The organism is Clostridium sp. UBA5712 (genome assembly GCF_002419845.1).
Lineage (GTDB): Bacteria > Bacillota > Clostridia > Clostridiales > Clostridiaceae > Clostridium_J > Clostridium_J sulfidigenes.
This window is the reverse complement of sequence record NZ_DIGW01000015.1, coordinates 311,311-338,289: the sequence shown is the minus strand read 5'-3', so window position 1 is coordinate 338,289 and position 26,979 is coordinate 311,311. Positions and strand designations below refer to the sequence as shown.

26 protein-coding genes are annotated in these 26,979 nt (G+C 31.5%); 14 read left to right on the top strand and 12 right to left on the bottom strand.

Going from position 1 to position 26,979, the window contains the following annotated elements:
- Window positions 1–301: 301 nt before the first annotated feature.
- Window positions 302–1,144 (bottom strand): class I SAM-dependent methyltransferase, encoded by an 843-nt coding sequence (locus tag B3B03_RS14315; RefSeq protein ID WP_346877669.1) that lies wholly within the window; start codon window positions 1,142–1,144, stop codon window positions 302–304.
- A gap of 252 nt (window positions 1,145–1,396) precedes the next feature.
- On the opposite strand from B3B03_RS14315, the gene B3B03_RS14310 reads away from it, so the two are divergent.
- Entirely contained in the window at window positions 1,397–1,666 is a 270-nt protein-coding gene (locus tag B3B03_RS14310) for a hypothetical protein (RefSeq protein ID WP_035130968.1), read from the top strand.
- 152 nt (window positions 1,667–1,818) lie between these two features.
- Here B3B03_RS14310 and B3B03_RS14305 read toward each other — a convergent pair whose 3' ends face one another.
- Window positions 1,819–2,034 (bottom strand): cation transporter, encoded by a 216-nt coding sequence (locus B3B03_RS14305; RefSeq protein WP_150844596.1) that lies wholly within the window; start codon window positions 2,032–2,034, stop codon window positions 1,819–1,821.
- A 253-nt stretch (window positions 2,035–2,287) separates the two neighbouring features.
- On the opposite strand from B3B03_RS14305, the gene B3B03_RS14300 reads away from it, so the two are divergent.
- The 5 genes from B3B03_RS14300 (at window position 2,288) to B3B03_RS14280 (ending at window position 6,779) form a co-directional block, all read left to right on the top strand.
- Entirely contained in the window at window positions 2,288–3,310 is a 1,023-nt protein-coding gene (locus B3B03_RS14300; RefSeq protein WP_346877668.1) for a branched-chain amino acid aminotransferase, read from the top strand.
- 158 nt (window positions 3,311–3,468) lie between these two features.
- Complete coding sequence (locus B3B03_RS14295) at window positions 3,469–3,702, top strand: BhlA/UviB family holin-like peptide (RefSeq protein ID WP_346877667.1); 234 nt, start codon at window positions 3,469–3,471, stop codon at window positions 3,700–3,702.
- Between the two features lie 270 nt (window positions 3,703–3,972).
- A complete protein-coding gene (locus tag B3B03_RS14290; RefSeq protein ID WP_346877666.1) occupies window positions 3,973–5,115 on the top strand; it encodes an ABC transporter substrate-binding protein in 1,143 nt (380 codons plus the stop codon).
- A 67-nt stretch (window positions 5,116–5,182) separates the two neighbouring features.
- A complete protein-coding gene (locus B3B03_RS14285; protein ID WP_346877665.1) occupies window positions 5,183–6,016 on the top strand; it encodes an ABC transporter permease in 834 nt (277 codons plus the stop codon).
- A gap of 10 nt (window positions 6,017–6,026) precedes the next feature.
- Window positions 6,027–6,779 (top strand): ABC transporter ATP-binding protein, encoded by a 753-nt coding sequence (locus tag B3B03_RS14280; protein ID WP_346877664.1) that lies wholly within the window; start codon window positions 6,027–6,029, stop codon window positions 6,777–6,779.
- A 156-nt stretch (window positions 6,780–6,935) separates the two neighbouring features.
- Here B3B03_RS14280 and B3B03_RS14275 read toward each other — a convergent pair whose 3' ends face one another.
- On the bottom strand, window positions 6,936–7,067 hold the full coding sequence (locus B3B03_RS14275; RefSeq protein ID WP_346877735.1) for a DUF4351 domain-containing protein: 132 nt from the start codon (window positions 7,065–7,067) through the stop codon (window positions 6,936–6,938).
- A gap of 149 nt (window positions 7,068–7,216) precedes the next feature.
- On the opposite strand from B3B03_RS14275, the gene B3B03_RS14270 reads away from it, so the two are divergent.
- Window positions 7,217–7,486, top strand: coding sequence for a hypothetical protein (locus tag B3B03_RS14270; protein WP_346877663.1), 270 nt, complete (start codon window positions 7,217–7,219; stop codon window positions 7,484–7,486).
- A 167-nt stretch (window positions 7,487–7,653) separates the two neighbouring features.
- On the opposite strand, the gene B3B03_RS14265 is transcribed toward B3B03_RS14270, so the two are convergent.
- The 4 genes from B3B03_RS14265 to B3B03_RS14250 all read right to left on the bottom strand — a co-directional run bounded on the left by B3B03_RS14265 (window position 7,654) and on the right by B3B03_RS14250 (window position 11,290).
- The gene (locus tag B3B03_RS14265) at window positions 7,654–8,268 is read right to left on the bottom strand and encodes a hypothetical protein (protein ID WP_346847132.1); all 615 of its coding nucleotides are present in this window, start codon (window positions 8,266–8,268) and stop codon (window positions 7,654–7,656) included.
- 188 nt (window positions 8,269–8,456) lie between these two features.
- Window positions 8,457–9,785 (bottom strand): replicative DNA helicase, encoded by a 1,329-nt coding sequence (gene dnaB / locus B3B03_RS14260; protein WP_346877662.1) that lies wholly within the window; start codon window positions 9,783–9,785, stop codon window positions 8,457–8,459.
- A 1-nt stretch (window position 9,786) separates the two neighbouring features.
- Complete coding sequence (locus B3B03_RS14255; protein ID WP_346877661.1) at window positions 9,787–10,686, bottom strand: conserved phage C-terminal domain-containing protein; 900 nt, start codon at window positions 10,684–10,686, stop codon at window positions 9,787–9,789.
- Window positions 10,687–11,077: 391 nt separating this feature from the next.
- Window positions 11,078–11,290: a hypothetical protein gene (locus B3B03_RS14250; RefSeq protein WP_346877660.1), complete on the bottom strand. Its 213-nt coding sequence runs from the start codon at window positions 11,288–11,290 to the stop codon at window positions 11,078–11,080.
- Between the two features lie 302 nt (window positions 11,291–11,592).
- Between B3B03_RS14250 and B3B03_RS14245 the strand changes: the two genes are divergently transcribed.
- Together B3B03_RS14245 and B3B03_RS14240 are read left to right on the top strand one after the other, a co-directional pair.
- Entirely contained in the window at window positions 11,593–12,021 is a 429-nt protein-coding gene (locus tag B3B03_RS14245) for a hypothetical protein (protein ID WP_346877659.1), read from the top strand.
- A gap of 63 nt (window positions 12,022–12,084) precedes the next feature.
- Window positions 12,085–19,419 carry a hypothetical protein gene (locus B3B03_RS14240; RefSeq protein WP_346877658.1) on the top strand — a complete coding sequence of 2,445 codons (7,335 nt, stop codon included), beginning with the start codon at window positions 12,085–12,087 and terminating at the stop codon, window positions 19,417–19,419.
- Between the two features lie 95 nt (window positions 19,420–19,514).
- Here the strand turns inward: B3B03_RS14240 and B3B03_RS14235 are convergent, their stop codons facing one another.
- Complete coding sequence (locus B3B03_RS14235) at window positions 19,515–19,913, bottom strand: DUF4489 domain-containing protein (RefSeq protein ID WP_346847126.1); 399 nt, start codon at window positions 19,911–19,913, stop codon at window positions 19,515–19,517.
- 269 nt (window positions 19,914–20,182) lie between these two features.
- Between B3B03_RS14235 and B3B03_RS14230 the strand changes: the two genes are divergently transcribed.
- Window positions 20,183–20,407 carry a DUF1659 domain-containing protein gene (locus B3B03_RS14230; RefSeq protein WP_346847125.1) on the top strand — a complete coding sequence of 75 codons (225 nt, stop codon included), beginning with the start codon at window positions 20,183–20,185 and terminating at the stop codon, window positions 20,405–20,407.
- A gap of 58 nt (window positions 20,408–20,465) precedes the next feature.
- Window positions 20,466–20,684, top strand: a complete 219-nt coding sequence (locus B3B03_RS14225; RefSeq protein WP_035131026.1) for a DUF2922 domain-containing protein — start codon at window positions 20,466–20,468, stop codon at window positions 20,682–20,684.
- Window positions 20,685–20,752: 68 nt separating this feature from the next.
- On the opposite strand, the gene B3B03_RS14220 is transcribed toward B3B03_RS14225, so the two are convergent.
- On the bottom strand, window positions 20,753–21,691 hold the full coding sequence (locus B3B03_RS14220; RefSeq protein WP_346877657.1) for a hypothetical protein: 939 nt from the start codon (window positions 21,689–21,691) through the stop codon (window positions 20,753–20,755).
- A gap of 78 nt (window positions 21,692–21,769) precedes the next feature.
- Entirely contained in the window at window positions 21,770–22,399 is a 630-nt protein-coding gene (locus B3B03_RS14215; RefSeq protein WP_346877656.1) for a hypothetical protein, read from the bottom strand.
- Window positions 22,400–22,606: 207 nt separating this feature from the next.
- Here B3B03_RS14215 and B3B03_RS14210 point away from each other — a divergent pair, with 207 nt between their 5' ends.
- Entirely contained in the window at window positions 22,607–23,164 is a 558-nt protein-coding gene (locus B3B03_RS14210) for a DUF4230 domain-containing protein (protein WP_346873536.1), read from the top strand.
- Between the two features lie 120 nt (window positions 23,165–23,284).
- Here B3B03_RS14210 and B3B03_RS14205 read toward each other — a convergent pair whose 3' ends face one another.
- Complete coding sequence (locus B3B03_RS14205; protein WP_346877655.1) at window positions 23,285–24,517, bottom strand: DUF2812 domain-containing protein; 1,233 nt, start codon at window positions 24,515–24,517, stop codon at window positions 23,285–23,287.
- Window positions 24,514–24,843: a PadR family transcriptional regulator gene (locus B3B03_RS14200; RefSeq protein ID WP_346877654.1), complete on the bottom strand. Its 330-nt coding sequence runs from the start codon at window positions 24,841–24,843 to the stop codon at window positions 24,514–24,516. Before B3B03_RS14200 ends, B3B03_RS14205 begins: the two co-directional genes overlap by 4 nt.
- Before the next feature lie 363 nt (window positions 24,844–25,206).
- On the opposite strand from B3B03_RS14200, the gene B3B03_RS14195 reads away from it, so the two are divergent.
- Entirely contained in the window at window positions 25,207–26,055 is an 849-nt protein-coding gene (locus B3B03_RS14195) for a Nif3-like dinuclear metal center hexameric protein (RefSeq protein ID WP_346877653.1), read from the top strand.
- Between the two features lie 233 nt (window positions 26,056–26,288).
- Complete coding sequence (locus B3B03_RS14190; RefSeq protein ID WP_150844570.1) at window positions 26,289–26,867, top strand: transglycosylase SLT domain-containing protein; 579 nt, start codon at window positions 26,289–26,291, stop codon at window positions 26,865–26,867.
- Window positions 26,868–26,979 lie beyond the last annotated feature (112 nt).

Here is a 26,979-nt window from a genome sequence, read left to right as displayed (position 1 = left end):
TTAATAATATTAATTATAACCTAAATAATATTAAAATCAATAAGCAACATAATATAAATTTAATTAATTTTCTTTACTCAAAAATATATAACAAATAAGAGATTGAGTGAAAACTCAACCTCTTATAATATTCTATTCCATTTTCCCTACAAAAAATCTAGTTTCTATCAAAAACCAACCCAACGCAGCTCCTAAGCCTATAGGAAAACCTCTAAGTAAATCTTTCTTCAAAGGCCTAAAAAAATAATCAAGACCATAAAGTACTTATAATAATTTCCTTGGGGTCTGACCCCATTACATTTTATTCCATCTTAACACCTCTAGCTAATAAAAACTCTCCGTTATCAGCTAAAGTTCTCTTACAATAAGACTTAAGTTCCATTTCAAGTAAAGTCTCCCAAGCTATCTTATCCTTCTCAATGTCATTTACAGCTTTCCTAAACCCACTAGATATACAAGGACTTCCGCCTAGGGTTATATTCTCTAATCCACAAGTTGATAGCAAAGCCTCTAACTCTTCTGCTTCAAAGAAATGTCTTTCAGGATGAGACACTAACTCATGTTTTGGTAAATTACCAATTTCCACAACTTCAGGTATATACCAATAATTAGGTTTTCCAAAGAAGGATACATAATCAAAATCTTCCCTACCTAATTGTGTTCTTATCACTCCCCATTTACTATTTACACTAACTAGAACTTGTCCACCTGGTTTCGTAACTCTAACCAGCTCCCTAACAGCCTTTTCCACATTCCCTAAAAGATAATTAAGAGGCGCTCCATAACAAATCACCGTATCAAAGGTATTATCTTCAAGCATTGATAAATCCGCTAAATCTCCATTTATAATTCCATCTACATAAGACATCAAATTATTTTCCTTTAATTTATCTTCGGCAATTCTTAGCTGCTCTGTAGATATATCAAATAAAGTAACTCTATTTTTTAGTTTAGCTAATTCTATACTAAATCTCCCTGCTCCACAGCCAGCATCTAAACCCTTTTTGCCTTCTCCTATATAGTCCTTAAGAAAATCCATGTGAAGATAATAATTAATCCTATCATAAGGTGTAAGCTCTAACCTCTGCCATTCTCTCTCACCATAGTTGTTATAAAAACTTTTAATTTCATTTGGATTGTACATTAATATCCCTCCATGTCTTCTTAAAATAATACTGATATATTATTCTTCAATATATGCCATAATACCTTTTTATTTACATTGTAATTTTTGTAATGGGGTCAGACCCCCCTTACATTTTATTCCAGAGATTTTACCCACTCTAAAGAATGTTCCCTTGATTAAATTCATTGATAAAGCAAGTCATTATAGGAAATACTAATTACGATTTACAATACAATAGACTTTTTAATAAAATAATGGAGGAAAAAACCTATGGAAAACCTTGAAAGAGCAATTGACAGAATAAAAATACTTGAATGCCCTACTGGAGACTTAGAAAATCGAGTTGCAGATATTCTTGAGGATTATAAGGTTGCGGATAAAAATAAAATAACTATAAATAGAGCCGAACAATTAGATGTAAATGGTGCTGAAGCTTATAGTGCTAAAATTTCAAGCAATTCGCCACAGTCTATCACTATACTAGCAAAGTCAGGTATGGATGATTATGTAGCTAAAGTAATTGATGTGTCTATAGGTTAAGTTGCAGTAATACGTAAAGCCTGTTAAAACTTTCTTTTAAATTAAGATACCTTATATTAACTTATTAAGAATATGCTAAATAAAAAATGCTTTTGCTAAACTTTAAGCAAAAGCATTTTTAAAGGTAAAAGGTATTCCATTACTTTTTTAAGCTAAGCCTGCTCTATTTTTTCTACTATATAACCTGCATCTTCAATGGCACACTTCATTTCTTTATCATTAACAGAATCTGTTCCATCAACCACTACTATTTGAGATTTTAGGTGTACATCCACATTATCAATCCCATGAACTCCTTGTAATGCTGTTTTAACATTGGTAACACACTTTCCACAAGTCATACCTTCAACGGTTAATCTTTTTTTCATTTCTAATTTCTCCTTTCATTAATATACATATAGTATTAATATAATCATGAAAAATTATTGATAAAATATTTAAAAGTGTTAGTATAGTATTATAGGCACATAATTCTAAATTTTTTAAACATATAAAAGTATACGATTTCATTTACATAGTTCAATTTGCAAGTATACGATTTCATTGAAAATTAAGGATTATGTTAACTACACATTAAAAAATCAAATAAAAAAGTTAATTTTATTAGGGGGAGATTTGGTAATGGAAAAAGAATTCAATTGGAAAGAATTAGGGTTTGATTACCTAAAGGCAGATTTTAATTTTATTTCTCATTATAAAGATGGACAATGGGATGAAGGAAACTTAGTTGAAGATGATAAAATAACAATTAGCCAAGGTTCAACATGCTTGCATTATGGACAACAATGTTTTGAAGGTTTAAAAGCATATACTCATAAAGATGGAAAAGTATGCTTATTCAGACCTGATCAAAATGCTAAAAGATTAAATGAAAGCTGTAGAAGAGTTTTAATGCCAGAAGTACCAGTAGAATTCTTCTTAGATGCTTGCAGAAGAATTGTTAAAGCAAATAAAAGACTTATCCCACCATATGGAAGTGGAGCAACACTATATCTTAGACCTTACGTAATAGGCGTAGGTGACAATGTAGGTGTTCGTCCAGCTATGGAATATATATTTGGAATCTTTGTTACACCAGTTGGACCATACTTCAAAGGTGGAATGGCTCCAGTTAACTTCATAACTTCTGACTTTGACAGAGCTGCTCCTATGGGAACTGGTGCTGCTAAAGTTGGTGGTAACTATGCTGGAAGCTTATTACCTCATGCAGAAGCTGTTAAAGCAGGCTTTGCTGATTGTATCTATTTAGATCCAGCAACTCATACAAAAATAGAAGAAGTAGGTGCTGCAAACTTCTTTGGAATAACTAAAGATGGTACCTTTGTTACACCTAAATCTCCATCTATATTACCAAGTATAACTAAGAGATCTCTATTATACTTAGCTGAGCATAACTTAGGTATGAAGGTAGAAGAAAGAGACGTATTAATAGATAACTTAGGTGAATTTGCAGAAGCTGGAGCTTGCGGTACTGCAGCTGTAATCACTCCAATCGGAGCAATCCAACATAAAGAAAACAAACACGTTTTCCATAGCGAAACAGAAGTTGGCCCAGTAACTAGAAAACTTTATGAAACTTTACTAGGAATTCAAGCTGGCGATATAGAAGCACCAGAAGGTTGGATATTCAACGTAGAAATTTAATATAATATTTAAGGCTCATCATAAAAGATTATGGTGAGCCTTTCTTTAGCTGATTGCATTAATAAACACATCTGCATATATAGTAATAAGGGATATTTTAAGCATGAGTAAAAGTTTAATAATATCTTGATTAAAGTTAAGGGGGGATACTAAAGCAAATGGAAGCTGAAATATTAAAAATGGCTCTATCGCAAGGTATATGGGCAGTTCTCAGCATATTTCTATTGTTTTATATATTAAAAGCTCAAGAAAAAAGAGATGAAAAGCAAGAAGAAAGAGAAAAGAACTACCAAGAGATAATATCGAAAATAACCGATAAGTTAATGATAATAGAAGAAGTAAAAAAAGATGTTGAAGATATAAAAAAATATATTATAACCAATAATAAGTAATAAATAAAATGTAAGCCAATGACGTTAATGATGTCATTGGCTTATTTTTTATTGTTCTTACTATTGATTAATTTTATATTTGTTGCTGAATTCATATAAGTAATTAGTAATGTTAATTAAATAATAGTGTTTAAATATACATACTACAGATTCACCTATTATAAAAACAAATACATAAAGATTTTATTATCTAAAAACTTAATTGGACTTAAATGCTATATATTTATATAATTCTACTTGTTTGTAAATATTTATTTTTAGGAGGATATTATGAAAAAATTACTAATTTTATTATTAGCATTATCAATCCTTGTTTTTGCTTTTGGATGTGATTCAAAGAAAGCATCAAAGAACACAAGCTCACCAGCCTCTACTGAAGAAGCTTCTAAATCCGATGAAAAGGTACCAGAGCTTACTATGAGCTGGGGAAACGAATTACATACAGGTATAATGAATGTTGCTACAAAAAAACCTGAGCTATTTAAAGAAACTGGAGTATATTTCAATCCACTTTCTAAGGATAAATTTGAATTATTAGAAAATGGTAAGAAAATAGCTATCTTAAATTTTGTTCCTAGTAAAGGTGGATCTGAAACTGCTAATCTTATGAGTCAAGGGCATGTGGATTATGGATTTGGATCAAATACAGCTTTCCTTACTGCTGTAGACAATGGAGCTAAATTAAAAATTGCAGCACCTTTCCAAAGTGATGGAATTGCCTTAGTATTTCCACCAAACACTAATTTAAAGAATTGGGATGATATAAAAAAACACATATTAGATTTAAAACAACCACTTAAACTTGGCTATCATTCACCAGTAAGTGGACCTAGAATAGTAATTGAATCAGTTTTAAAAGCCCAAGGGTTAAAGGTAACTGAAAATCCAAGTGATACTTCAGCAAATGTTCTTTTAGTTGATCTTAAAGGTTCAAACAATCTATTGCCATCTTTAACTAGCAAGCAAGTTGATGCTTGGGTAGGGCCATCACACCATCCTGAAGCTGCAGAAGAAAAAGGTTTAGGTGAAATAGCATTAAATCTGAAGGACTTCCCAGAAAACGGTCAATGGAATGACTTCCCATGTTGTGTATTTGCTGCTACAGATAAAGCTATCAATGATTATCCTGAGGTAACTAAAGCTTTTACAAAGCTTGTAGCTGCAAACGCAAAATATTGTACTGAACACCATGGAGAAGTGTCAAAGATTATGGCAGAAGTTATTGGTGTATCAGAAGAAACCATTAATAAATGTGAGATAAAATACTTCACAGCTCCATCAGAAAATTGGTATAAGGGTATAGAAATATATGTGGAAAAACTTAATGAGATGGATAAATTTAATGGACAACTAAAGGGATTAGATTTTGAAAAAGTCAAGAAACTAGTTTTTGATTTTAGATTTTTAGAATAGAATTATCATTATGGAAAAGCTTCCTAATTTATGCTAGGAAGCTTTTTTATAGAGGGAGGTTAAAGGTTTGAAACATCTAAAAAAAATATTGTGGAAGTTATTAGTGCCTATTCTATTTATACTATTATGGCATATACTCTCCTTTAGGATTAATAATGCTGTAATTTTGCCAAGAATAGTATCAGTTTTAGATAACTTTGCTCATGCCACAAACGATTTTATCGGCCTTGGATCAATACCTGTAAATGTCTTAGTTAGTTTAACTCGAGTACTTCTTGGATATATTGTAGGTGTATTTATTGCCATTCCATTAGGTCTGTTAATGGGATATAAGGCAAGGGTATATAATTTATTTAATAATTTTATTAATATATTTAGACCTATACCACCACTGGCATGGGTACCCTTAGTTTTGGCGTGGTTTGGTGTAGCAAGTTTTTCAACAGTTTTTAAAATAGAGGGCGGAGAACTCCAAGCCTTTTTAAATAACTTTAAGTTCTCAATGATGTTTATTATCGGCTTAGGTACCTTCTTCCCTGTACTTACAAATACTATATTTGCTGTTAGAACTGTTCCCAAAACGCTAGTAGAATCTGCAAAGGTTCTTGGAGCTTCAGAAAGGGATATATTCTTTAAAATTCTCCTACCAGCCTCTGCCCCAACTATTATAACAGGACTTAGGACAGGCCTCGGAATTGCTTGGTCCTGCCTAGTATCTGCAGAAATGCTTCCAGGTAGCTTATCAGGTGTTGGTTATTTAATAACCCATGCTTATGAACTCGGCAGAACTGACTTGGTTATCACAGGAATGATTTGTATTGGTGCTGTAGGAGCAAGCCTTGATGGAATTTATAGAATCGTAGAAAAGAAATACTTTTCCTGGCAAAGTAAAGTAAGATAGGGGTGATAGTATGGAAAATTATATTGAAATATCAAATCTTAGCAGAACATTTATTACAGGGGGTTCACTAGAGGTACATGCTTTAAAAGATATAAACCTATCAGTCCAAGAAAATGATTTTATATCTATTGTAGGCCCCTCTGGATGTGGAAAGTCAACCCTACTTAGAATTATATCCAGTTTAGAAAAAGCAACAAAGGGAAATGTATTTTTCAAGGGCAAAGAGATTACTAAGCCATCCTTTGAGATTGGTATGGTTTTTCAACATTATTCTCTACTCCAGTGGAAAAACGTTATAAATAATATTGCTCTAGGTGCTGAGTTTAAAAAAGCACCTAAAAAACAGAGACTTGAAGAAGCAAGAAAATATTTGAAGCTAATAAATATGGAAGAATTCGAAAATGCATATCCTTATGAGCTTTCCGGTGGAATGCAGCAAAGAGTTGCAATAGCAAGAGCCCTGGCTAATAATCCTGAAGTTCTTTTAATGGATGAACCTTTCGGAGCACTTGATGCCTATACTCGTATAATATTACAAAGAGAGCTTTTGAATATTTGGGAGAAAAATAAGAAAACAATTCTATTCGTAACCCACTCAGTAGATGAAGCTGTTTATCTATCTGATAAAATTGTAGTAATGGGCAAAAACCCTGGAAATATTAGAAGCATTATTGATGTTAATATGGATAGACCTAGAGATAGAGGAAATGTGGAATATGCTCATATAACTGCAAAAATACTGAAAATGCTTGAGGAAGAGTAAATAAGACATAAAATATCATCAAATTTTCTATGGACCTACAAAAAGCTGTCACGTTAGCATATTTATCTTATGTTAATGGGACAGCCCCTTTTTTTAGACAAAAAACTATTGCAATAATTTTTTAGTGCGATAACCTCATTAGCTTTTGATTATTTACTAAAAATACTTCTCTACATCTCTAATGTCTTCTAAGTCAAATATATCGGTAGCTATTACATCTATAGTGTCCTCTGGTAATTTTCTTATTTTTTCTTTATATTCCTCTGATACAGACTTGAACTTTTTAATGAGTATCTTAACTCTAATCCTTTAACTATTTAATATATCCAATAACCAATTATACCTTCCCTTCAAAATTATTACTTATTAGTATGTACTTTATATATAATTAGAAATAATCCTAAAAACTTCAAAGAATATAAAACTCAGGAGGCACAATGAAAAAACTTAAGACATTACTAACTACTATATCTTTTATGTCACTTTTTTATTTATTTTACATGGTTTATTATACCCCTAATAAAAATGATACTATCTTTGGGATACTATCTATATTATGTTTAATCACAGCTGCAACACTTGGATTTATAGATGGCTTAGATTATATTTATAAGAAAAATTCTAAAAAGATAGGATATACAATTTGTATACTTACTACTATCATAACCCTTGCCTTTATATTTTTTATATATAAAGTTACTATGTAAACTATAATATATCACTAATCTTATTAAAAATGGTGAGCATGTACTTTAATATAAGTGCATACTCACCATTTATTTAAGTTATTTTACTTTAAGAAAACCCCTATTATTTTTATTCCATCAATATCTACTCTTCATATATAAATGTAACTCCCCTTTAAATTTATAACCTATTCTCCACCCTTACCTAGCGCTGAAGAATCCCCACTTTCAATGACTTCTCCTGTAGCTTTATCTTTAAAGTTAACTATGGTTTTTGCTGTATCAAAAGATTTTCCATTCATAGCTTGATACATATTTCCAGACATATAAAATCCTACTGCTACAAAAGGTTGAAGTCCACCATAGGATGCTTTATCAACCATAATATCAAATTGTGTCAAATCATCATTATATTTTATCTCTGCAAAAGAAGGATAATTTTCTTTATCAGCTAAAGTCTCCTTAATACTGTCGTCTACTGCCTGTTTCATACTTGCTAATAACTCTTTGTGAGTTTTCTTATCCATAATGTAGGTTACAGAACCGTCTCCATTGACTTTGACTTCATGTACCCCTTTTGCTTTTGCTTCTGTCTCTATAGTAGTCTTATCACTTCCGTCAAAAAATGCTGCAGGCAATGTTACTTTTACATCAAATAAATTTTTTTGTGAAGACATCTCTCCCCCGTTACTTTCTGTTTTCTTTTCTGCCTTATCTCCATGGTCTGAGTCCTTTACACCACAGCCTACCATTGTAATTGCCATTGTAGTTACAAGTAGTAATGCTAAAATTCTCTTCTTCATAGATTTTTACCCCCATATTTAGCTAATTATAGCCTTATTTTTATGTTCTTTAACATAGTTTTTATAATAACTATGTAAAAACATTATATTTTTTATATTATACTTAAAATTTTAACATAAATTATATTATATATCATTAATTTTACTTAAAAGTATAAATTCAATACATGAAATTATCTATTAGACCTCTACTGAAGCCCCAACACTCTCTGGTACTTTCCAATCCATCCTAGATTTACATTTCTCACTTCCCCATTTCTATTTTTACCTATGATAATTTCCATGATTTCCTTAGGAGCCTCACCCTCTTCCTCTTTATTTTTATCTTTATTTTCAGTGTCATAATAACTTTCTCTGTAAGGAAAGAGCACCATATCTGCATCTTGTTCTATGGATCCAGATTCTCTAAGATCTGATAACATTGGTCTTGGATCATTTCTGCTTTCTGCTGCCCTGGAGAGTTGAGCTAATGCTATGACGGTGATTTTCAAGGATTTTGCCATTGCCTTTAGCTCCCTTGATATCTTTGCAACTTCTTGTTCTCTAGATGAACTTACGCCAACAGATTCTATGAGCTGAAGATAATCTATTATTATCACATCTAAACCTTCCTTTTGCTTTAAAGTCTTTGCCTTTCCTCTTATGGTTGGAAGTGTAGTTGATGTGTCATCTATGAAAATTTTTCTCTTTGAAAGTTCTGAGGCTCCTATGATAAGCTTATTTAGGTGATCTTCTTCTAGATTTCCACTCTGTATATTTTTTAAAGAAATCAAGCATCTAGCAGAAAGCATTCTTTGCATTAGTTGGTTCTTTGGCATTTCTAAGGAGAATAATCCCACCTTTGCCTCTTTGGAAACATGTTGGGCAAGGTTTAAAGCAAAGGCTGTCTTTCCCATGGAGGGTCTTGCAGCTATAATAACTAGTTCTCCAGATTTTAAGCCTGAGGTCACTTCATCTAAGTCCTTATACCCCGTGGAAATACCTTCAAGGGCCTTTTTATTCAGGTATCTTTTTTCAATGTGACTTATGGTAATCTCCAGTGTATCCATAATGGGTTCCATATCTTCCATGGCTACACTGCTATAGGCTTTATGAATATTATCCTCTAACTCTTCCACCACTTGGTCTACAAGGAACTCTCCATGACTCTCATCAATGGCTTTTCTGCAAGCTTTTATAACCCTTCTTCTGCTTGCTTTATCTATGATAATTTCACAGTAATTTCTTATATTACTTAGGTACACAGCAGAACTAGAAAGCTTAGAAAGGTATGTTATACCGTTGCATTTTTCTAGAACCTCCCTAGATTTTAGTTCCTCGGAAAGGGTTATTAAATCTATATTAATCTCCCTAGCTCTAAGATTTAAAATCCCCCTATAAATCACCTTATGATTTTCATAATAAAAATCTTCTAAGTTTAAAATATCCTCCACTTCATAAATTTTATCCTTATCGTTAATTAACACCCCAAGGACTACCTGTTCTGCTTCTAGACTATGTGGCATCACCATATCCATGCTACATGTCCTCCTTCAAAACTATATTCTTTAACTTTTCCTTTAACTCAGCTTTATTTTTTTCATCACTAAGGACCATATTTCCCCTCTTAAATTTCCCGTCACTTTCCTTCTCTTGTTTTCTTTCTTGATTTAGATAGGTTTCAAATTTATTGCCAAAGAGAGTAGTAGGAACTAAATATTGCTGAAACTTGGTGCCTGTCCATTTATATTTCATATTATCAATAACGGTTTTAAAGTCCTCTATGGTAAAGCCTTCACTAAGCCTTGCTTTAATAAGCCTAATAGTTATCTTTGTTGAGCTTCTAAAGTTTTTTCCTGTTTTCAAATTCAGATACTCTATTATTTCAAAGGTACTTTTATCCAAAAGAAGATTTTTATTTATTTTAGTAGATGAATCTTTAGTAGAGGGATTATTTGTTGTAGATTTAAATCCACACCCCTTAGATTCTTCATCCATACCCTTAGGTTCTTTACCCATACCCTTAGTTTCTTCACCAATATTTTTAGCTCCTTCACCCATACCTTTAGCTCCTTCACTAATACCCCTAGAGTTTTCCTCCTCTGCTCCTTCTCTAGTTGTAAGCTCCTTATAATTTTCACCTATGCCAAAAAAGGAGTATGTTCCCTTTTCCCTCACCACCAAATGAGTAAGCATTCCTGCATCCCTCAATTTAAAAAATCTAGATTGAACTGTACATTTCTTCATTCTAAAAATAGGAAACTCTCTTAAAACTGCATCATAACGAAGCCAATAATAAATATGTCCCTCTACCTCCCTTGTGTTCATTCCATTGCTTTCTTTAAAATCAATGAAATACCTAAGAATACTTGCATCAATAATATCTAGTCCAAATTTTATTAATTTATCCTGCCTAAAACCCATAATTGTATGTTTCATAATCCTCTCTCTCCTATCCTTATTTAAATAAGTATCTCTATATACTAAATAAGCAATTTAGACGAAAAGTGGAAAATTATTTTATTAAAATAAAAATAGACAACCCAGAAGTTAATCCTGAACTGTCTAAAATACTTATACAATATTATTAAAATCTCACCTTAAATTACACCACATTTTACCTAGGAAACTAGATAGCTAGAAAACTATATACCTATAAAAATATATAAATATGGATATATAAAAATAGTTAAATTGTAATATATAGACCTAGTTAAATAGTAAAATAGTTAACTATTTGTTGTGTTCATGGGGGTTTCAAGGCTTTCTCTAATAAGCACTGTATGTTAATTACTAATTATAATACCTTCTTAAACTTTGCTAAAATAACTTACTGGATTTTACTTTTACAATACCCCATATCTTTCAAAAGTAATGTAATAAAATATATCGCAAGCAATAAATAAGCTAAATTAAAAGCAACATATAGGTTTCTATTTTCAATAATTTTACTAATAGGTTGATGTAATATAGCTATAACTAAAATGAAAATATTCCTACTTAATTGAATTCCTTTGGATTTCTTTCTCCTTATATCTTTCATACCTAATTCTCCTCAACTCACTATTATCAATTATTCTTCCCTTTAATATCAAAATTTAAACCTTCAATATTGTTTAAGTCAATCTCTTGTTTTGCATATGTGCTAAATTTATTATAATGCATTTAATGTTTTACATTCCATAAAAATACATGAAAGTATGATTTTACTGCATAAGATTACAATTTCATATATTGAAATCCCAATAAATATTATCCAAATCTTTTTTTAATCATTGACTCTAGTGAATTTTCTTAATAAAAGCATATATAATAAGTGTTAAATAATTTATAAGGAGGTTTCTCATGAAAAAAGAAAATATAATTAATGATCCCATATATGAATTTAATTCTGAAGAAGATTTGGAAGAACTTAATGGCATCTGCGAGGACATCACTGGTATTCCCATATCATCCTTTAATTTTGAAAAAGATACTCCCTCTAAGGAGAATTTATCCACAGCTAATCTAACTTCTCTACCACCTTATGTTGATAGTTTTACTTATAATCGCAAGGTTAAAACTGAAGCTTCTGGAATAACTCCACCCATAGATGGTGAATTCTTTGATACTCAGAGATGTTATAAAATAAGAAATTCCACTGCTAGAATGCTAAATGAAATTAAAGCTGTTCATCCCAATGTTAATGTTTATATGAATACCATTGTGGATGCAGCAATTAGAAATTACTATGACTTTATTTTCAATAAGGATGGAATCAATACTTTATGGTAATATTTAACAACTGCGAAATAACTTTTAAGGCACTTATACTACTACTAAAGAATATACTATACTATGATTTTTATAAAAACCTATGGAAGTGATTTTATGGCATTAGACCCCAATGATTTTAACCTAAGCATATCTCCTGACCCAATAAGGGTGGTTCTTGGCATGACTAACGATGTAAACCTATCATTTTCAAATACAAGTTTAACAGAGAGAGGATATAATCTGTCAGTAGTTTTAACCTTACCTGATGGTGTTTCTTATGCTGGTGGACTTATACCGCCAACTTCAACTACAGATGGCGCAAACGGAACCATTATACTTACATGGAAAAGTATAAAAGATTTAGAATCCAATGAGATTGGATACAATCTAGGAATTACTTTAAAATCTGATGAATTTTTTAGAGATAGTGGGCTGCCTGTTCCTTTTGATATACCACTGATAAGTGTTGATCTTGAGGGTACATTAGATACTATGCCTAGAGGTAATGATGATCCAGGAAATATTCAAATAACTAAATCTGATTCTGCTAATTTTATATCACTTAGATATAATATTGTAAAAACTGCTCCAAGTAAAATTCCAAAAGGAGCGGGGCTTTTAAGCCCTATTACTCCACCGATTTGGCCATATCAATATACTTTAACTATTATTAATAATAGCCTAATCCCTTCTACCATTACCTTAATTGACAATTTCCCAAATGGAGCAAGGTATCTTGGAAATCTTTCAGTAACTGGTCCAGATAGTGTAGAACTTTCTACTCCTACTATAATTACTCCTTCAGTAGGTCCCTTGTGTCAAGATTTTGTAACTATTGATTGGGGAACTGTGACTTTGTCACCTAATAGCGTAAATACAATTATATTTAATGCTGCTATTTGGGATAACTATACAGCAAATTGTATTGAAAATAGTGGAGATAGAATCTCACATATGACACCTCTTCAAAATGTATCAACGTTGAATGGAGCTTCTGGACCAGTTCAAGGTATAGTTGTGACTAATGCTATGGATGCCACTATTAATAAAGGTGTGTCATCCTCTTCTACAGATGTTGGACAGATAAACAACTATACATTAACTTATAGAATAAACCAATATGATGATGTAGATGATGTTGTTATAACCGATGTTATAGGTAACGGCCAAACCTATAATATAGGCTCTGCATCTTTATTACCTGTTAACCCTAACCCACCAATAAATCCCAACGGCACCACTACCTTAACTTGGAATCTTGGTCTACTGACTACAGGTACAACTGGTACCATTACCTTTAGTACTACAACAAGCAATAATTATTACCTAGGAGGCCCTGTAAGTGCTGGTGATTCACTAAATAATAATGTTACAATTACAGGTACAAATGATACTACTATAACACCTACCCCTGATAACTCTAGTACGCGTATAAGTATAGGTTTACCTAGTATTTCAAAAGAAATAGTTAATTACTTCTATAAAGATGGTAGTTTAAAAACAAGCAACGTAGTTGCTCCTGGAGATGGTGTGGAATTTGTAATCACCTATAGCTCTTTAGGTCTTACAGCTCCACAACTAGGTATTGAAATAGATGAATATGCTCCACTAAATATGGGACCCCTAACTGATACTCTACCTGTAACTTACGGTGGAACTCTTGGTACCTCTTTTACACCAATCACTGTATCTCCAAACGGTCTAAGATGGGCTTTGGGTACAGTACCTGGAAATAGTTTTTGGACTGCTAATTTTATTATTCCTGTTGCAGATGTAGATTTTGTAGGTATAAATAATAACCTTGCTAAGCTTGGAGGTATGGACACACAAGGTTTTGGTTACAGTAGTCGAGATCAAGTTGAAGTCACTTTCGGTCAGCCAAATATAACCTTTGCAAAAACAGTGACAGGACCTTATGTAAATGCTATAAAAGCTGGTGAAACCTATACCTATTCAATTACAATTTCTAATCCTCAAAACCAAGAGGGTAATGTAACTGATGCCTTTGAAATGGATTTAACAGATGTAATCCCTACTGGCCTTAGCTATACAGGAACTTATAGTGTCATTGGTACAGGTACCTATTCAACACCAACCTTTGTAGGTCAAAATATATCTATGACTATTCTTAAACTTGCTCCTGATGAAAGTTTAACATTTACCTATGATGTACTAATTACACCCCTTGTTGTTAGTGGTCAAAGTTATATCAATAATGCAGAACTTCAAAGGCCTTATTCACAGCCAGATAGGTCATATAAATTTCCTGGAGATCCTTTTACCGCCTCAACTACTTTAATAGCTTTAGGAATCACCATGACCAAACTTATATCGCCAATATCCTCCAAGATAGGTGACTTAGTAACTTATCTACTTCAAGTTACAGTTCCTCTTGGAACTACTGCGTATAATATACAGGTAACAGATAAATTTCCTGTGGCTACTCAAACCTACGAAGGAAATGCAACTAAGGATGGCGTATCTATTCTCCCAGTTGTTGTAGGAAATACAGTAACCTTTCCAGTGATTCCCTTTGTCGATGCCTCCACTGAATCAGTCACAATAGTTTATGCTTTTAATATAAGAGTTGTAAGTGGTACTCACGTCCCACCTTTTATTGAAAATCAAATTAATAATGCCACTGTAAATTGGGATCTTGATAATGTAGGTACTCCAGCTGTTCCATTTAATACTTCTGCTACCCTTCAGGTAAGAACACCTAATCTTATAGGTAGCAAACAACAAAGAAATGTTTCAACTGGAAGTAATTTTACATCTGGAAATTTAACCTATAGCATAGGGGACATAATCCAGTACAGAATTACCTTAACTAACACTGGAGCTGAATTAGCCTTTAATACTGTTTTGACTGATATCGTAAATCCACTATTATCATTTAATTCAGGGTCAATTTCTACAACTAATGGCTCAGCTTCTAATATAGGAAATACTATCACTTGGAAGATACCAATTATTCCATCAGGTGCTAGTGCTACACTCACATTCACTGTAACTACATTAACTGGAATAGGATCTGATGGTAGAATTCCAAACAGTTCTGCATTTATATATAACTCAAACAATAATGGATTTGAAGTAACCTATGGACCTATAAATACAAACACTGTACAACTTGTAGCCCCTGCTATAACTATATTGAAAACCTCATCCCTTACTGAAGGGGAAATAGGAGATGATATTACCTATACTATTACCTATACGGTACCTAATGGAACTATAGCCTATAGTCCTATTTTGACTGATATCCTTCCCCTCGGGCAAACTTATATTGGTCCAGCCACAAGGCAAGATACTGGAGGTCCAGTATTACCAGTAATACCAACTGTAGTAGGTCTTACTATTACTTTCCCAACGGATCCTGATATAGATGCAACTTCTGGAACAAGAACACTAACTTATACTTTTGTAGCAAGAATAACAAGTGCTACCCACAGTATGCCTTTTCAGGAAATTCAAACAAATAGATCCAATATTAATTGGCGTCGAACTCCAATTGGCCAAAGTGTAAATAGATCATCTAATATAAGCATTACTGTAAAAACTCCTAACATCACTATATTAAAGGATCAAAAAAATGTAAGCACTGGTGGAAGCTATACAACTTCCAATATCTCAGCCTATCCAACAGATATTATTTATTATAGACTTACAATAACATCTAATGGTGCTTCTCCTGCTTATAATGTTAATCTAGATGATGTATTAAGTAATAAAATAACTTTTATTGGAACTATATCTGGACCTACAATAGGTACAGTTACCCCACCTGGACCATCTTTGAATTGGAATATTCCTGAATTAACTAATGGCTCTATTGCAATCTATGAATTTCAAGTAGATGTAAATAGCGGAATTGGTGCTGGTGATAGTATATTTAATACTGCAACCTCCACCTACGACTCTAATGATGTAAATCCAATAACTTATAATGAAAATTCTAATACAGTTACTCTAGATACACCTTTAGTATCTTTCTTTAAAACAGCTAATACTAGTGTAGCTACTATAGGAAGTACAATAAACTATACTCTAACGGTAACAATTCCAAGTGAAGTTGCCGTATACAATCTATCATTTAGAGATATTATCCCTATTGAACAAAATTATGTTCCAGGAACATTTAGTGGAACACCATTACCATTGGGTACACTAATTGCCTCCCCAAATGAGCTACTTTATACAGATTCTGAGGCTTCAAGGTTAGGACCTATGACATTAATATATACTTTTGATACTGTGGTAATAAGCGGTGTAACAGTTCCACCTTATACTCAAATCCAATCAAATACAGCGGATCTTCACTGGGAGATTACACCATTAGGCGCAGTTGCATCAGTATCTGATATTTACGATGTAGAAATACGAACACCTCATATCAATGCATTAAAGGAACAGAGACTGATACCAGATGGTAGCTTTACAACATCTCCACTTTTAAATATATCTACTTCTGATGTTGTTGAATATAGGATAACTCTTACAAATGATGGAACATCCCCTGCGTATAATGTAGTTACTACAGATATTCTAGACTCTTCTCTAACTTATCTTAGTTTAACAAGTGTAACTGCAGGAGTGATAATACCTACTCCAGGACCAGGTGGTACAATTAATTGGATAATTAATCCCGGTCCAATTTCTCCAGAAGAATCTGAAATCCTTGTATTCCAGGTTGATGTAAACTCAGGGCCTGCACCTGGTACTTCTGTGACTAACCATTCTTCAACACTATATGATACTCTTGATACGAATCCTACAACTTTAGGACCTGCATTATCTAATAAAGTAGCATTTAATTATAATAATCCTGAAATTATAAAAACTGTAGATAAAAATGCTTTATTCGTTGGAGATGTTGTAAATTACACTGTAGAAGTTACAATTCCTTTGGGAAATGTAGCATATAATGTTCAGCTTATAGATATACTTCCTCCAGAGCAGTCTTATAACCCTGGAACTTTAGTAGTTGATAATGTTATTACTTTACCATTATCAACAAATCCATTAGTAACACCTATAATACCAGTTGTTGATGCTACTTTAGCTCCAATAACAATAGTATACACATTTGATGCAACCATAAATAGTATAACTGTGACTCCACAGCAGCTTCAGATTAATACCGCCACAGTAACCTGGGACTTAGACCCTGGTGGATTAAATCCTGGAACTCCACAGAACAGTGAGACTACAGTTTATGTTACCAATAGCAATCTTATTCTAGAAAAAACTCAAAGTAATGATATAGGAGGTCCATTTGTTTCAAATCCTATTCAAACCTCTGTAGGAGATTTGATTTACTATAAATTATCTATTACAAATCCTGGGCTAACAGAAATTTTTCATGTAAATGTTAATGATACTTTTTCTCCATTACTACAAATTGTTAATATCACTCATTCTGTTGGTGCTAAACTTATAGATGATAATAATTTTATATGGATGATAAACTCTATTGCACCTTTAACCACCGTACATGCTATAGTATGGGCTTTAGTTTTACCTGGAGGAGGTTCCAGTAGTACAATCCCTAATGCCTTTACAGCAACCTTTGATGCAGTAAGTTCAACACCACATATTGAGTATGGTCCAATAACTTCAAATACTGTGTTAGCTGAACTACCTTCACTACAGTTTAATAAATTAGCTTCTAGCGTAGATGTTCAACTTGGAGATGTTATAACTTACACCTTAAGGGTGACTATCCCAAATGGAACTATAGCTTATAATTTAATAGTGTCTGATACTCTACCCCCTGGACAAAACTACACGAACAACGCATCTATAGGTGGAACTCCTGTAGAAGTTACTCAAGTAGGTCAGACTGTAACTTTTCCAACCCAATCAATTATTGATGCCACAGCTGGTGAAGTTACTCTTGACTTTACCTTTGATGCAAGGGTGGTAACAGGCAATAATTTACCTCCATATACAGAAATACAAACCAATAACGCTACTGGAAATTATTCAATAAATCCACAAGGTGACCCTGGCAATCCTTTATCAGATAGTTTGGATATTAATGTAAATAGGCCATATATAGATGTAATAAAAAGTCATAGTAATTGTACAGAAGATACTTGTTTTATTATTGAACCATTATCAGTTAATGTGGGAGATATAATAAGGTATAAACTTGCTGTAACTAACTCTGGAGCCTCTCCTGCTTATAATGTAGTTATAACAGATGTACTTGATCCTTTTAATGGTTTTACTAATATCGAATTTATTACAGATGGTATTGCGTCTTATGATAACCTAACTCGCACAGTTACATGGGTTATCGGTTCTATACCTGCCGGAGAAACCTTTACTATGATTTTCGATATCGAAGTACTTGAAGGAGTAGGTGCTGGTGGTAATACTACGAACTTTGCAACCTATACCTATAATAGTAATACAACAACTCCAATAGAGTTTGGTCCTATAGATACAAATGAAGTTCAACTAAATTACCCTAAATTGCAGCTTACAAAGAATGCCAATATAACTAATACAGTAATAGGAAAAGTTATAACTTATACTATTACCCTTACAATTCCTAATGGTACCTTAGCTTATAATGTTCAACTTTCAGATATAATTCCAGTTGGGCAACAATATAATAATAATGCTACATTAAACGACTCTCCTATAATTATAGAATCTAGAATGGGTCATTTAATTAACTTCCCAGTTATTCCATTTGTAGATGCTACTAATGGTGAAGTTGTTTACGTCTATACCTTCGAAACCATAGTTGTTTCTGCCAATGTTAACCCTCTAACATTAATTGATAGCCAAATTAATGAAAGTTATGTAAATTGGTTTATAGATCCACAAACTGCTGCTGAACCTGTTAATTCTTCAGCTACTGTAAATGTTACAAACAGTTTCATGGAAATTACTAAACTTCAGAGAAATGTATCTCAACAAGGTAGTTTTACGGATACCCCTATAAATGGTTATGTAGGTCAAACCTTGGAGTATAGTTTAACTGTTACGAATACCGGTCCTAACCCTATATATGATTTAATTGTTTCCGATTCACTGTCAAATAATCTTGGCTTTGTGTCAGAAGTATCTGTTCCAATAGGAATCTTAACTCATAGTGGTGAACCAGTTGGCGGTTTTATTCTTTGGTCTTTTAATCCATTGAATCCAGGTGAATCTTTTACCGCTGTATTTTCTGTAAAAGTTGCAACACAACCTACAGAACCAGTTATCAACTTAGCAAGTGGACATTTTACAGTAACCTCTAGTGGTAGTGATTATTTTGAAACCTTAAATTCAAACCAAGTAGAATTTGATCCATTTTCACCGTTTATAAAAATTACAGGCTATTCATGTGGGACTATATATACAACATGTAATGAGGACATTATTTGTAAAAAAGTTAATAAAAATAATTATTAATCTTACAAATATTTAAGCTAAAGTACTAAATATTACTTCTTTTTTAAATAAAAAAGGTTAGTTCAAATTAAATTTAAGAACTAACCTTTTATCTTTTATGCAAATACAGTGGCTTCTACTGTATAGATACATGATTTATTTTCAACCATTTCATAATCATATACGGAAAATGTATATATACTTTTATTGCTTCCCGTAATTACATAATACTGCTGAGATCCTATTGGTATCTTTTGAAACTCATTTCTACAGGTTCTAAATACTTGAAAGCCAACATTTATAGATGGAATACCCTCTGGCTTATCTACATTTAATATAAAATCTAATTTTATTTTTGTATTACATAAGCATGATGGATCAATAGTGATTGCAGCAACTGTAGTTGGTGTACATATAATTCCTTCTTCTACCGGTAATTTAATAAATTTCGATATCTGATTTCCTTTTTTTAAAATCGTCCCATAGGCGTAACACTCTCGCATATTTGAACTCATAATTAATTCCCCTTCTATTTAGATTACATTAACAATTTGTTAATACAACATAAACCTACTACATTATATTATATGTTCATTATTCATATTTGATATAGAATTACTAAACCTATGAATACCATTGTGGATGCAGCAATTAGAAATTACTATGACCTCATTTTCAATAGAGATGGAATTAATACTTTATAATTATTCATCATTTATACTTTCCATTTATTTTTCAATGTGCATATATAATCATTGAAACCACTGATAAGGAGGTGAATTTAATGGCAGTAGATAAAGTTTTAAACACCACTTCTTTTCATATTGAAGTTGAAAACGGAACTGATAAGACTGGAGCTACAATTTATAAGAAAAAAACTTTTTCTGGAGTAAAACCTAGTGTTGACCCTGAAAATGTTTTTGATGTAGCTGAGGCTATTAAGGATGTTTTAAGTGCTTCTACTAGAGATAGTTACTTAAATGAAACTTCAAAATTAGTTAATGCTTAATAGTATTAACCGCGAGTATTAACTGTGACTTACCCTAGAGAAAGGAGGAAATTAAACTATGGAATATTCATTATTAATGACTTTTATTAATGCTAGTGGAGATAAAGTTAATTTATCAATTTCAGGGGTTAAGCAAGATATCACTGAACCTCAGGTATCAACTCTTATGGATACCATAATTGCTAAGGATGTTTTTCTTAGTAAGGGAGGCTCACTAGCTTCTAAATACGGAGCACAGCTTACCCAAAGACAAACTACTAAGTTCAGTCTTGCCTAAAATAACAAAAATAACGGGGTCAGACCTGAGGAAATTTTTTCCTCGGGGTCTGACCCCATTACAAATATTTACACTTCTTCAATAAGTGATTTCATATTCTCTTTTATTGAAGATAATTCATTTTCTACAGTAGTAAGCTTTGATCTAAGGGATTTTATTATGTCCTCTACATTATATACAACGTTGCATACACTTTTTAAAGAATCACTGATTTTTGATTGTACAATCCAGTCAGATATTAATCCATCAAAAAAGTAATCTGCAAAAGTTTCAAAAGAACCAATATTTATATCTATATCCATTGCTAAATCCACATCTGCTAATTCATTTTGAAATTTCATCAGTGCAATTTTTGTATTTTGTGCATACTCTTTAGCTTTATCAATTTCAGAGTGTTTAGCTGCTGTAGCTAAAAGGCCTCCGCCTAGTATATCCCAGGTTCCCCATCCATCAGCACTTTCAAGAGAATCTACTACAAATTGAAGTTCATTTCTAGCAGCATCACCAGCAGCTATTGCTTCCTGTAACTCTTTCTTCTGAGCTTCAATAGAAGGAATCTTGTCCATAATTTCAAGTAACTTTTTAGAGTTCTCATTATTTAAACCTAATATAAACCCTTCTTTTTTCTTTAATACTGCTTCATATTCAGCCTCTGCATCAAGTAAATTGTTAAATGACACTTTATAGGATTCAAGATCCTTTTCTAACATAAGAACTGAGTTGCAACATTCATCATACTTTAACTTTGCAGCAAGGAACTCTTGTCTCTCTTTATCAAGCTGCTGATCCTTACTTCCAAGTATAGAATAAAATATGTTAGCAATACTTAATGATTCAAGCTTTTTTACATCTTTATCCTCATCTTTAAGAGCTTTTTCAAGTTCTATCTTTCTATTCACTTCTTTTTCAAGAGCTTCTTCTGTATGCCTAATCATACCCTCAAACTTCTCTTTTCTCCACACTTTTTCCTTAGTAGCTATAAGTTCTTCATTAATATACTCAAACATACTAAACTTCCTTTCTTTTTTAAGGGAGATTATATCCCAAATTTTGTCACGGGGTCTGACCCCCTGGATATTTTATACTTATTTCAAAGGATATACTAAATTCAAGTTTAATTTTTTCAATTCCTTATAATAATAATAGTTATGCTCAGCACCAACTGTACATAAAATTCTTTTATCACTATTTTTCTCTATGACTTTCCTAATACGTTCTACCATTATTTGATTTCTAGCTATCCAATTTACATTATAAACTATAGGGTCTATTGTATTTAACCATTCTTGCTTTTGCATTATTAATGCATCTAATTCAAATGAATTAAGTGGCAATATGCTTTTTTTTCCAACTTCCCATATTTTTTCATATTTTTTATCTAACTCTTTAATAATGGCTTCTTTTTCAGTTTCACTATAGCTTTGTAGATAATCAAAATCAACCAAATCATCTTCAAACCAATCTACTGGTTTAAATTCAATTCCTTCACTCTTACAGTAAGGTATAATCAATCTTCTATATTCACTTGGTCCAAGATACCCTGAATATGTATTATCATCACAATATTGGGACCAATCCTCTGGTCGTACTTCCCCACATATAATATCAGGTTTAAATCCCACTATTGCTTCTTTTATCATTTCTAATGTGTATCCCTTTTCCTGTCTAAAATCATCATCTCCATGAATTGTACCTAAAATACCTATAACTCCCATGCCTCTTCCCCCTTTTTTGCATTATTCCAAATTTTGTAACAAGGTCTGACCCCCTGGATAATATTTTACTTTATACCATTATATCTCATTACATTCATAATATATACTACCATAGCATAAACATTAAAAAGATAATTTTGCGGGGTGATTATTTTGAAAAAATCCAAGATTAAAAAGTTCTTTTCCTTTTTTAAGAAGATTAAGATTATGATTTTTATAATAGCTATAATTGTTGCTTGTTTATTTATAAATTCTTTAACTACTAAAAATAATTTAGAGAAAAAGAGTGATTTTGTATCTGAAAAACTTATATCCATATCCGAGCTAGCTACTTCCCGTTATGATTACTCTAATGTGATTTCTGTGAAGAATAGCTTAAGTTTTAAGGATATTACTATTCCTTTTACTGAAAAATCCTTTGTAATTAAATATAATGGCTATATTACTGCTGGATTAGATTTTAGTGCTGCTACTTTTTCTATAGATAAGAATATACTTACCATAACTATTCCACCTTGTTCTATCCTTACTCATAATGTAAATGAAGATGAGGTTTTTATATTTGATGAAAAGAACTCCATATTTAATAAATTAACTATGGATGATATGTTAAGTGAAATTGTAGCAGAAAAATCTAAGACTGAAGAAAGGGTAATCAAAGATGGCTTCCTTGATAAGGTTACTGTGGACACTATAGACCTTCTTAAAAATATTTTCTTGAATTGCGGCTTTGATGAAGTAAAAGTTAAGATTGCAGCATCTTAATTCATATAATATAAAAATGCTATGTTTTTTCAACATAGCATTATGACCTTATAAAAATATTGGCTTAGACCTAATATGTTCATTGAGAGGGAATGCAATGAAATAATTCACCTTATAATACTAGTATTCCCTCACTTTGGCCCTAATATAGAATGAAATTATTTTTGAATAAGGGAAACAAAATAAGAATAATATAGACACAAGAAATAATACTATGAAAATCATATATGGTAAAACTTCTATTGTCCTTGAAATATCATTAATTAAAAGAATAAATACTTTTATAATGCTATAAGAAATAATAGCTATAATAGGTAGGTAAAATGCTGAATAAGTTAAAGCCATTTTCTTAGCATTAGAAGCTTGTTCCTCCCTATTTGTATATATATTAGGTCTTTCGCCTGTGTATTCTTTACTCCATAGACTCCATTTAACTGGTAATGTTCCAACAGTATATGCAAGTTCCCATTGATCCAGTTTAAATATTTCATAATATGCAGCTGTAGGGTTATTTTGAAAATCTAATATATATCTAATTTTTCTAGGAGCTCCCTTAGTAAAATAAAATTTCATATTCCCTTTTTTAACTTTATAAAGATTAAAACCTTTTGCTTCCATATCTTCTAACCATTTTTCTAATTTATCTGGTTCTAAAAAACTAGGGCATCTTTTCTCTATTAACTTCCTATGTTCTTGTAGGGAACCTTCCTTTTCAGATACATATTCCCCATCAAATTTAACATAATCAGAGCCTAATTCCTCTTTTATCTGCGATTCATTCTTCCTTAATCTATATAGTGGATATATGAACAGAGCTATAATACCTAGCACTTTTACAACATTTAAAATATCTAACAAAGTAAAATAAGAAGTTTCTATATGTTGTATTTTCTCAGGAGACACTTCTTTTATGAAGGTGATATCTCCAATACCTAAAAAATAAAAAATTATCATTGGAATCAAAAATATTAGGAAAATGCCAATATTTGCAGCAAGATAAATTGGAATTAATGATAAAAGAATTTGAGCTATTTTAAATCTGCTTAGTAAAGGCTCTCGAGATGGCTGGGCTTTTATATCTTCTAGATTCTTTTCATTTGCTAAGAAAAACCATCTACCTTTACTACAAGCTTTGTACCATCCATTTTTTATTAAAGAAGGTTGTAACTCTGTAATCCTCCTTTTCTCATATGAAACTCTATAGTTAATATTACTTTCTTCTCCCTTTTCAAAGATAAATAGTCTTAGAAGAAGGTTAACATCTTTCAAAATATAACCCTCTAAAGCTTTTTTACTTAACCAGTTTTCTATATTTTTAATATTTAAGCTCCAAAATGGTTTAAAAATTCTCATGAAAAATCCCCCTCATATTTTATTGCATTATCATGTAATTCTTTAATCCTCTCTATCTCTGCTTTTATTAATCTCTTTCCCAGTTCTGTAATTTCATATATTGTTTTCCTATTTTCATCAGAGTAAATTGATATAATTTGACCTTTTTCCATTTTACCTAATGTTCCATAAACTGTACCAGAACCTAACTTTATTCTTCCATCAGTAATTTTATCTACATGTTGTATTATTCCATAACCATGTCTTGGTTCTGTAAGTGAAAGAAGAATATAGAAAGCTGTTTCTGTCATAGGCATGAATGCTTTTAAAATTTTATCCTCACTCATTAAAATACCTTCTTTCTAGTATTACTATATTTTCATATGTCACGGCGTGATATATCATATTAAAACTATATCACGTTGCGACATATAAGTAAACATGCAATATAAAAAATGCTATGTTTTTTTCAACATAGCATTGTGACCTTATAAAATTATTGGCTTAGACTAAATATGTTTATTATTAATTCCTTTTTTAATTGAAATAATTGTAGTGGAATAAGTGGATTTTAGGATTAGGGAAGCATTCTATTTATACTCCATGTAAAATATTTGTAATTCTACACTTATATGATATATAATTAAGCAAATAGACAACCGTATGAGATAGTGAATCAAAGTTTACAATTAATTGTTAGGGGGATCTTTATGAGGGCTATTGATTTATATAATCAATTGGAAAGAGATTTTATTACAAAAGATATGCGAGATGATTGGGCAAGATTCATGGGTGAATTAGGTGAATACCTTTCTCCAAATTTTAAAGAAAGAAGTATGGGATTGGTTTGTGACTTCACAAATGAAATTAATTCAGTTTATTCTGCTGTGTTTCCTACTAAAGAAATTTTGCAGAGTATTATTGATGATGGAGCAACAAATGCAATGTTATTTCTACACCATCCTTCTATTTGGGATATTAGAAGATTAAAACCCTTCTATCAAATGGATAAAGAATTAATAAATAAGTTTAAAGAAAACAAAATATCAATATATAATTTACATGTACCCTTAGATAATTTCAGTGAATATTCAACAAGTAAAACTTTAGCCGATGTTTTAGATATAGAAATTGAAAAACCATTTAAGGAGTATTGCGGAACATTAAGTGGTGTAATTGGTAAAACAAAGTGCAAGAGCGTGGAAGAATTACATGATAGGTTTTCAAAAGCTTTAGGACACAATACAAGCCTCTATTTATATGGAAATAATAATATAAAAGATGGGAGAGTAGCCATTGTAGCAGGTGGAGGCAATAATATAGCTACTGTTTCTGAAATGATTGAAAATAAGGTGGATGTTCTTATTACAGGTATTTCAGTGAATAACAAAAATTATTTAGAAGTTCATGAGCTTGAACAAAAAAATCATATTAATGTTTTGGGTGGAACCCATTATTCTACTGAAAAATTTGCATGTCAAAAGATGTGTACTTACTTTGAAAGGTTTGGGCTTGTTTCTACTTTTATTGAAGGAGAACCAGTATACGAGGATATGTAAGTTTGCTACATCTGTTTAATAATTGTGCATAAATATTTATGTATATTTCACACTTTCCTTAAATGTAAATTAAATAATATAAATATATTAAACACTTAAGAAATTTGTAATGAATTCCTTAAGTGTTTTAATCTATAATTAAATTAAATAAGCTAGTTATAGATAAGTTTTAAAATATAAAAAAGGCTATAACTATTTCGCCTATGGTAAATAAGCTTTGAGGAGGAACTTTTTTGAAGAAAAAAAGATTTAGTTTTAAAAAACTTTTATTTATTTTAATTATTATTGGTTGGGGTATGTTATTTATTTATTCTTTTAACAGTAAAAATCCTCATGAACAAGAAACCTTTCAGATTGAGTATAAAGATTCTATAAATAAATATTGTAAAGAGTTTGATGTTGATAAATATTTGGTGTATGCAATGATAAAACAGGAAAGCAATTTTAATAACCAGGCTATTTCTTCAGCTAAAGCAAGAGGTTTAATGCAGCTAACAGAAGATACCTTTAACTGGCTAAAACCTCAGTTAGGAGAAAGTTCTACCACCTATGATGATTTGTTTGATGCAGATACTAATATTCGATATGGTGTGTTTTTCATTTCTATCCTTCAGAAAAACTTTTCTGAGCAAAATACTGTAGTTGCAGCCTATAATGCGGGAATGAATATTACCACTGAATGGTTACAGGATAGTAATTATTCAAGTGATGGAGCAACACTAAATAACATCCCTTATAAGGAAACTGCAAATTATGTTGATATAGTGGACTATAATTATAAAAAGTATTTAGAAATATATAAAGATAAGTAACCTATAGAATATGAAATATAAAATACTCATTGATATTTTGTATTATATGTTATAATTTACTTGTATTACCTCTAGCATTATACTATGAGCAACAATTATTTATAAAATATTG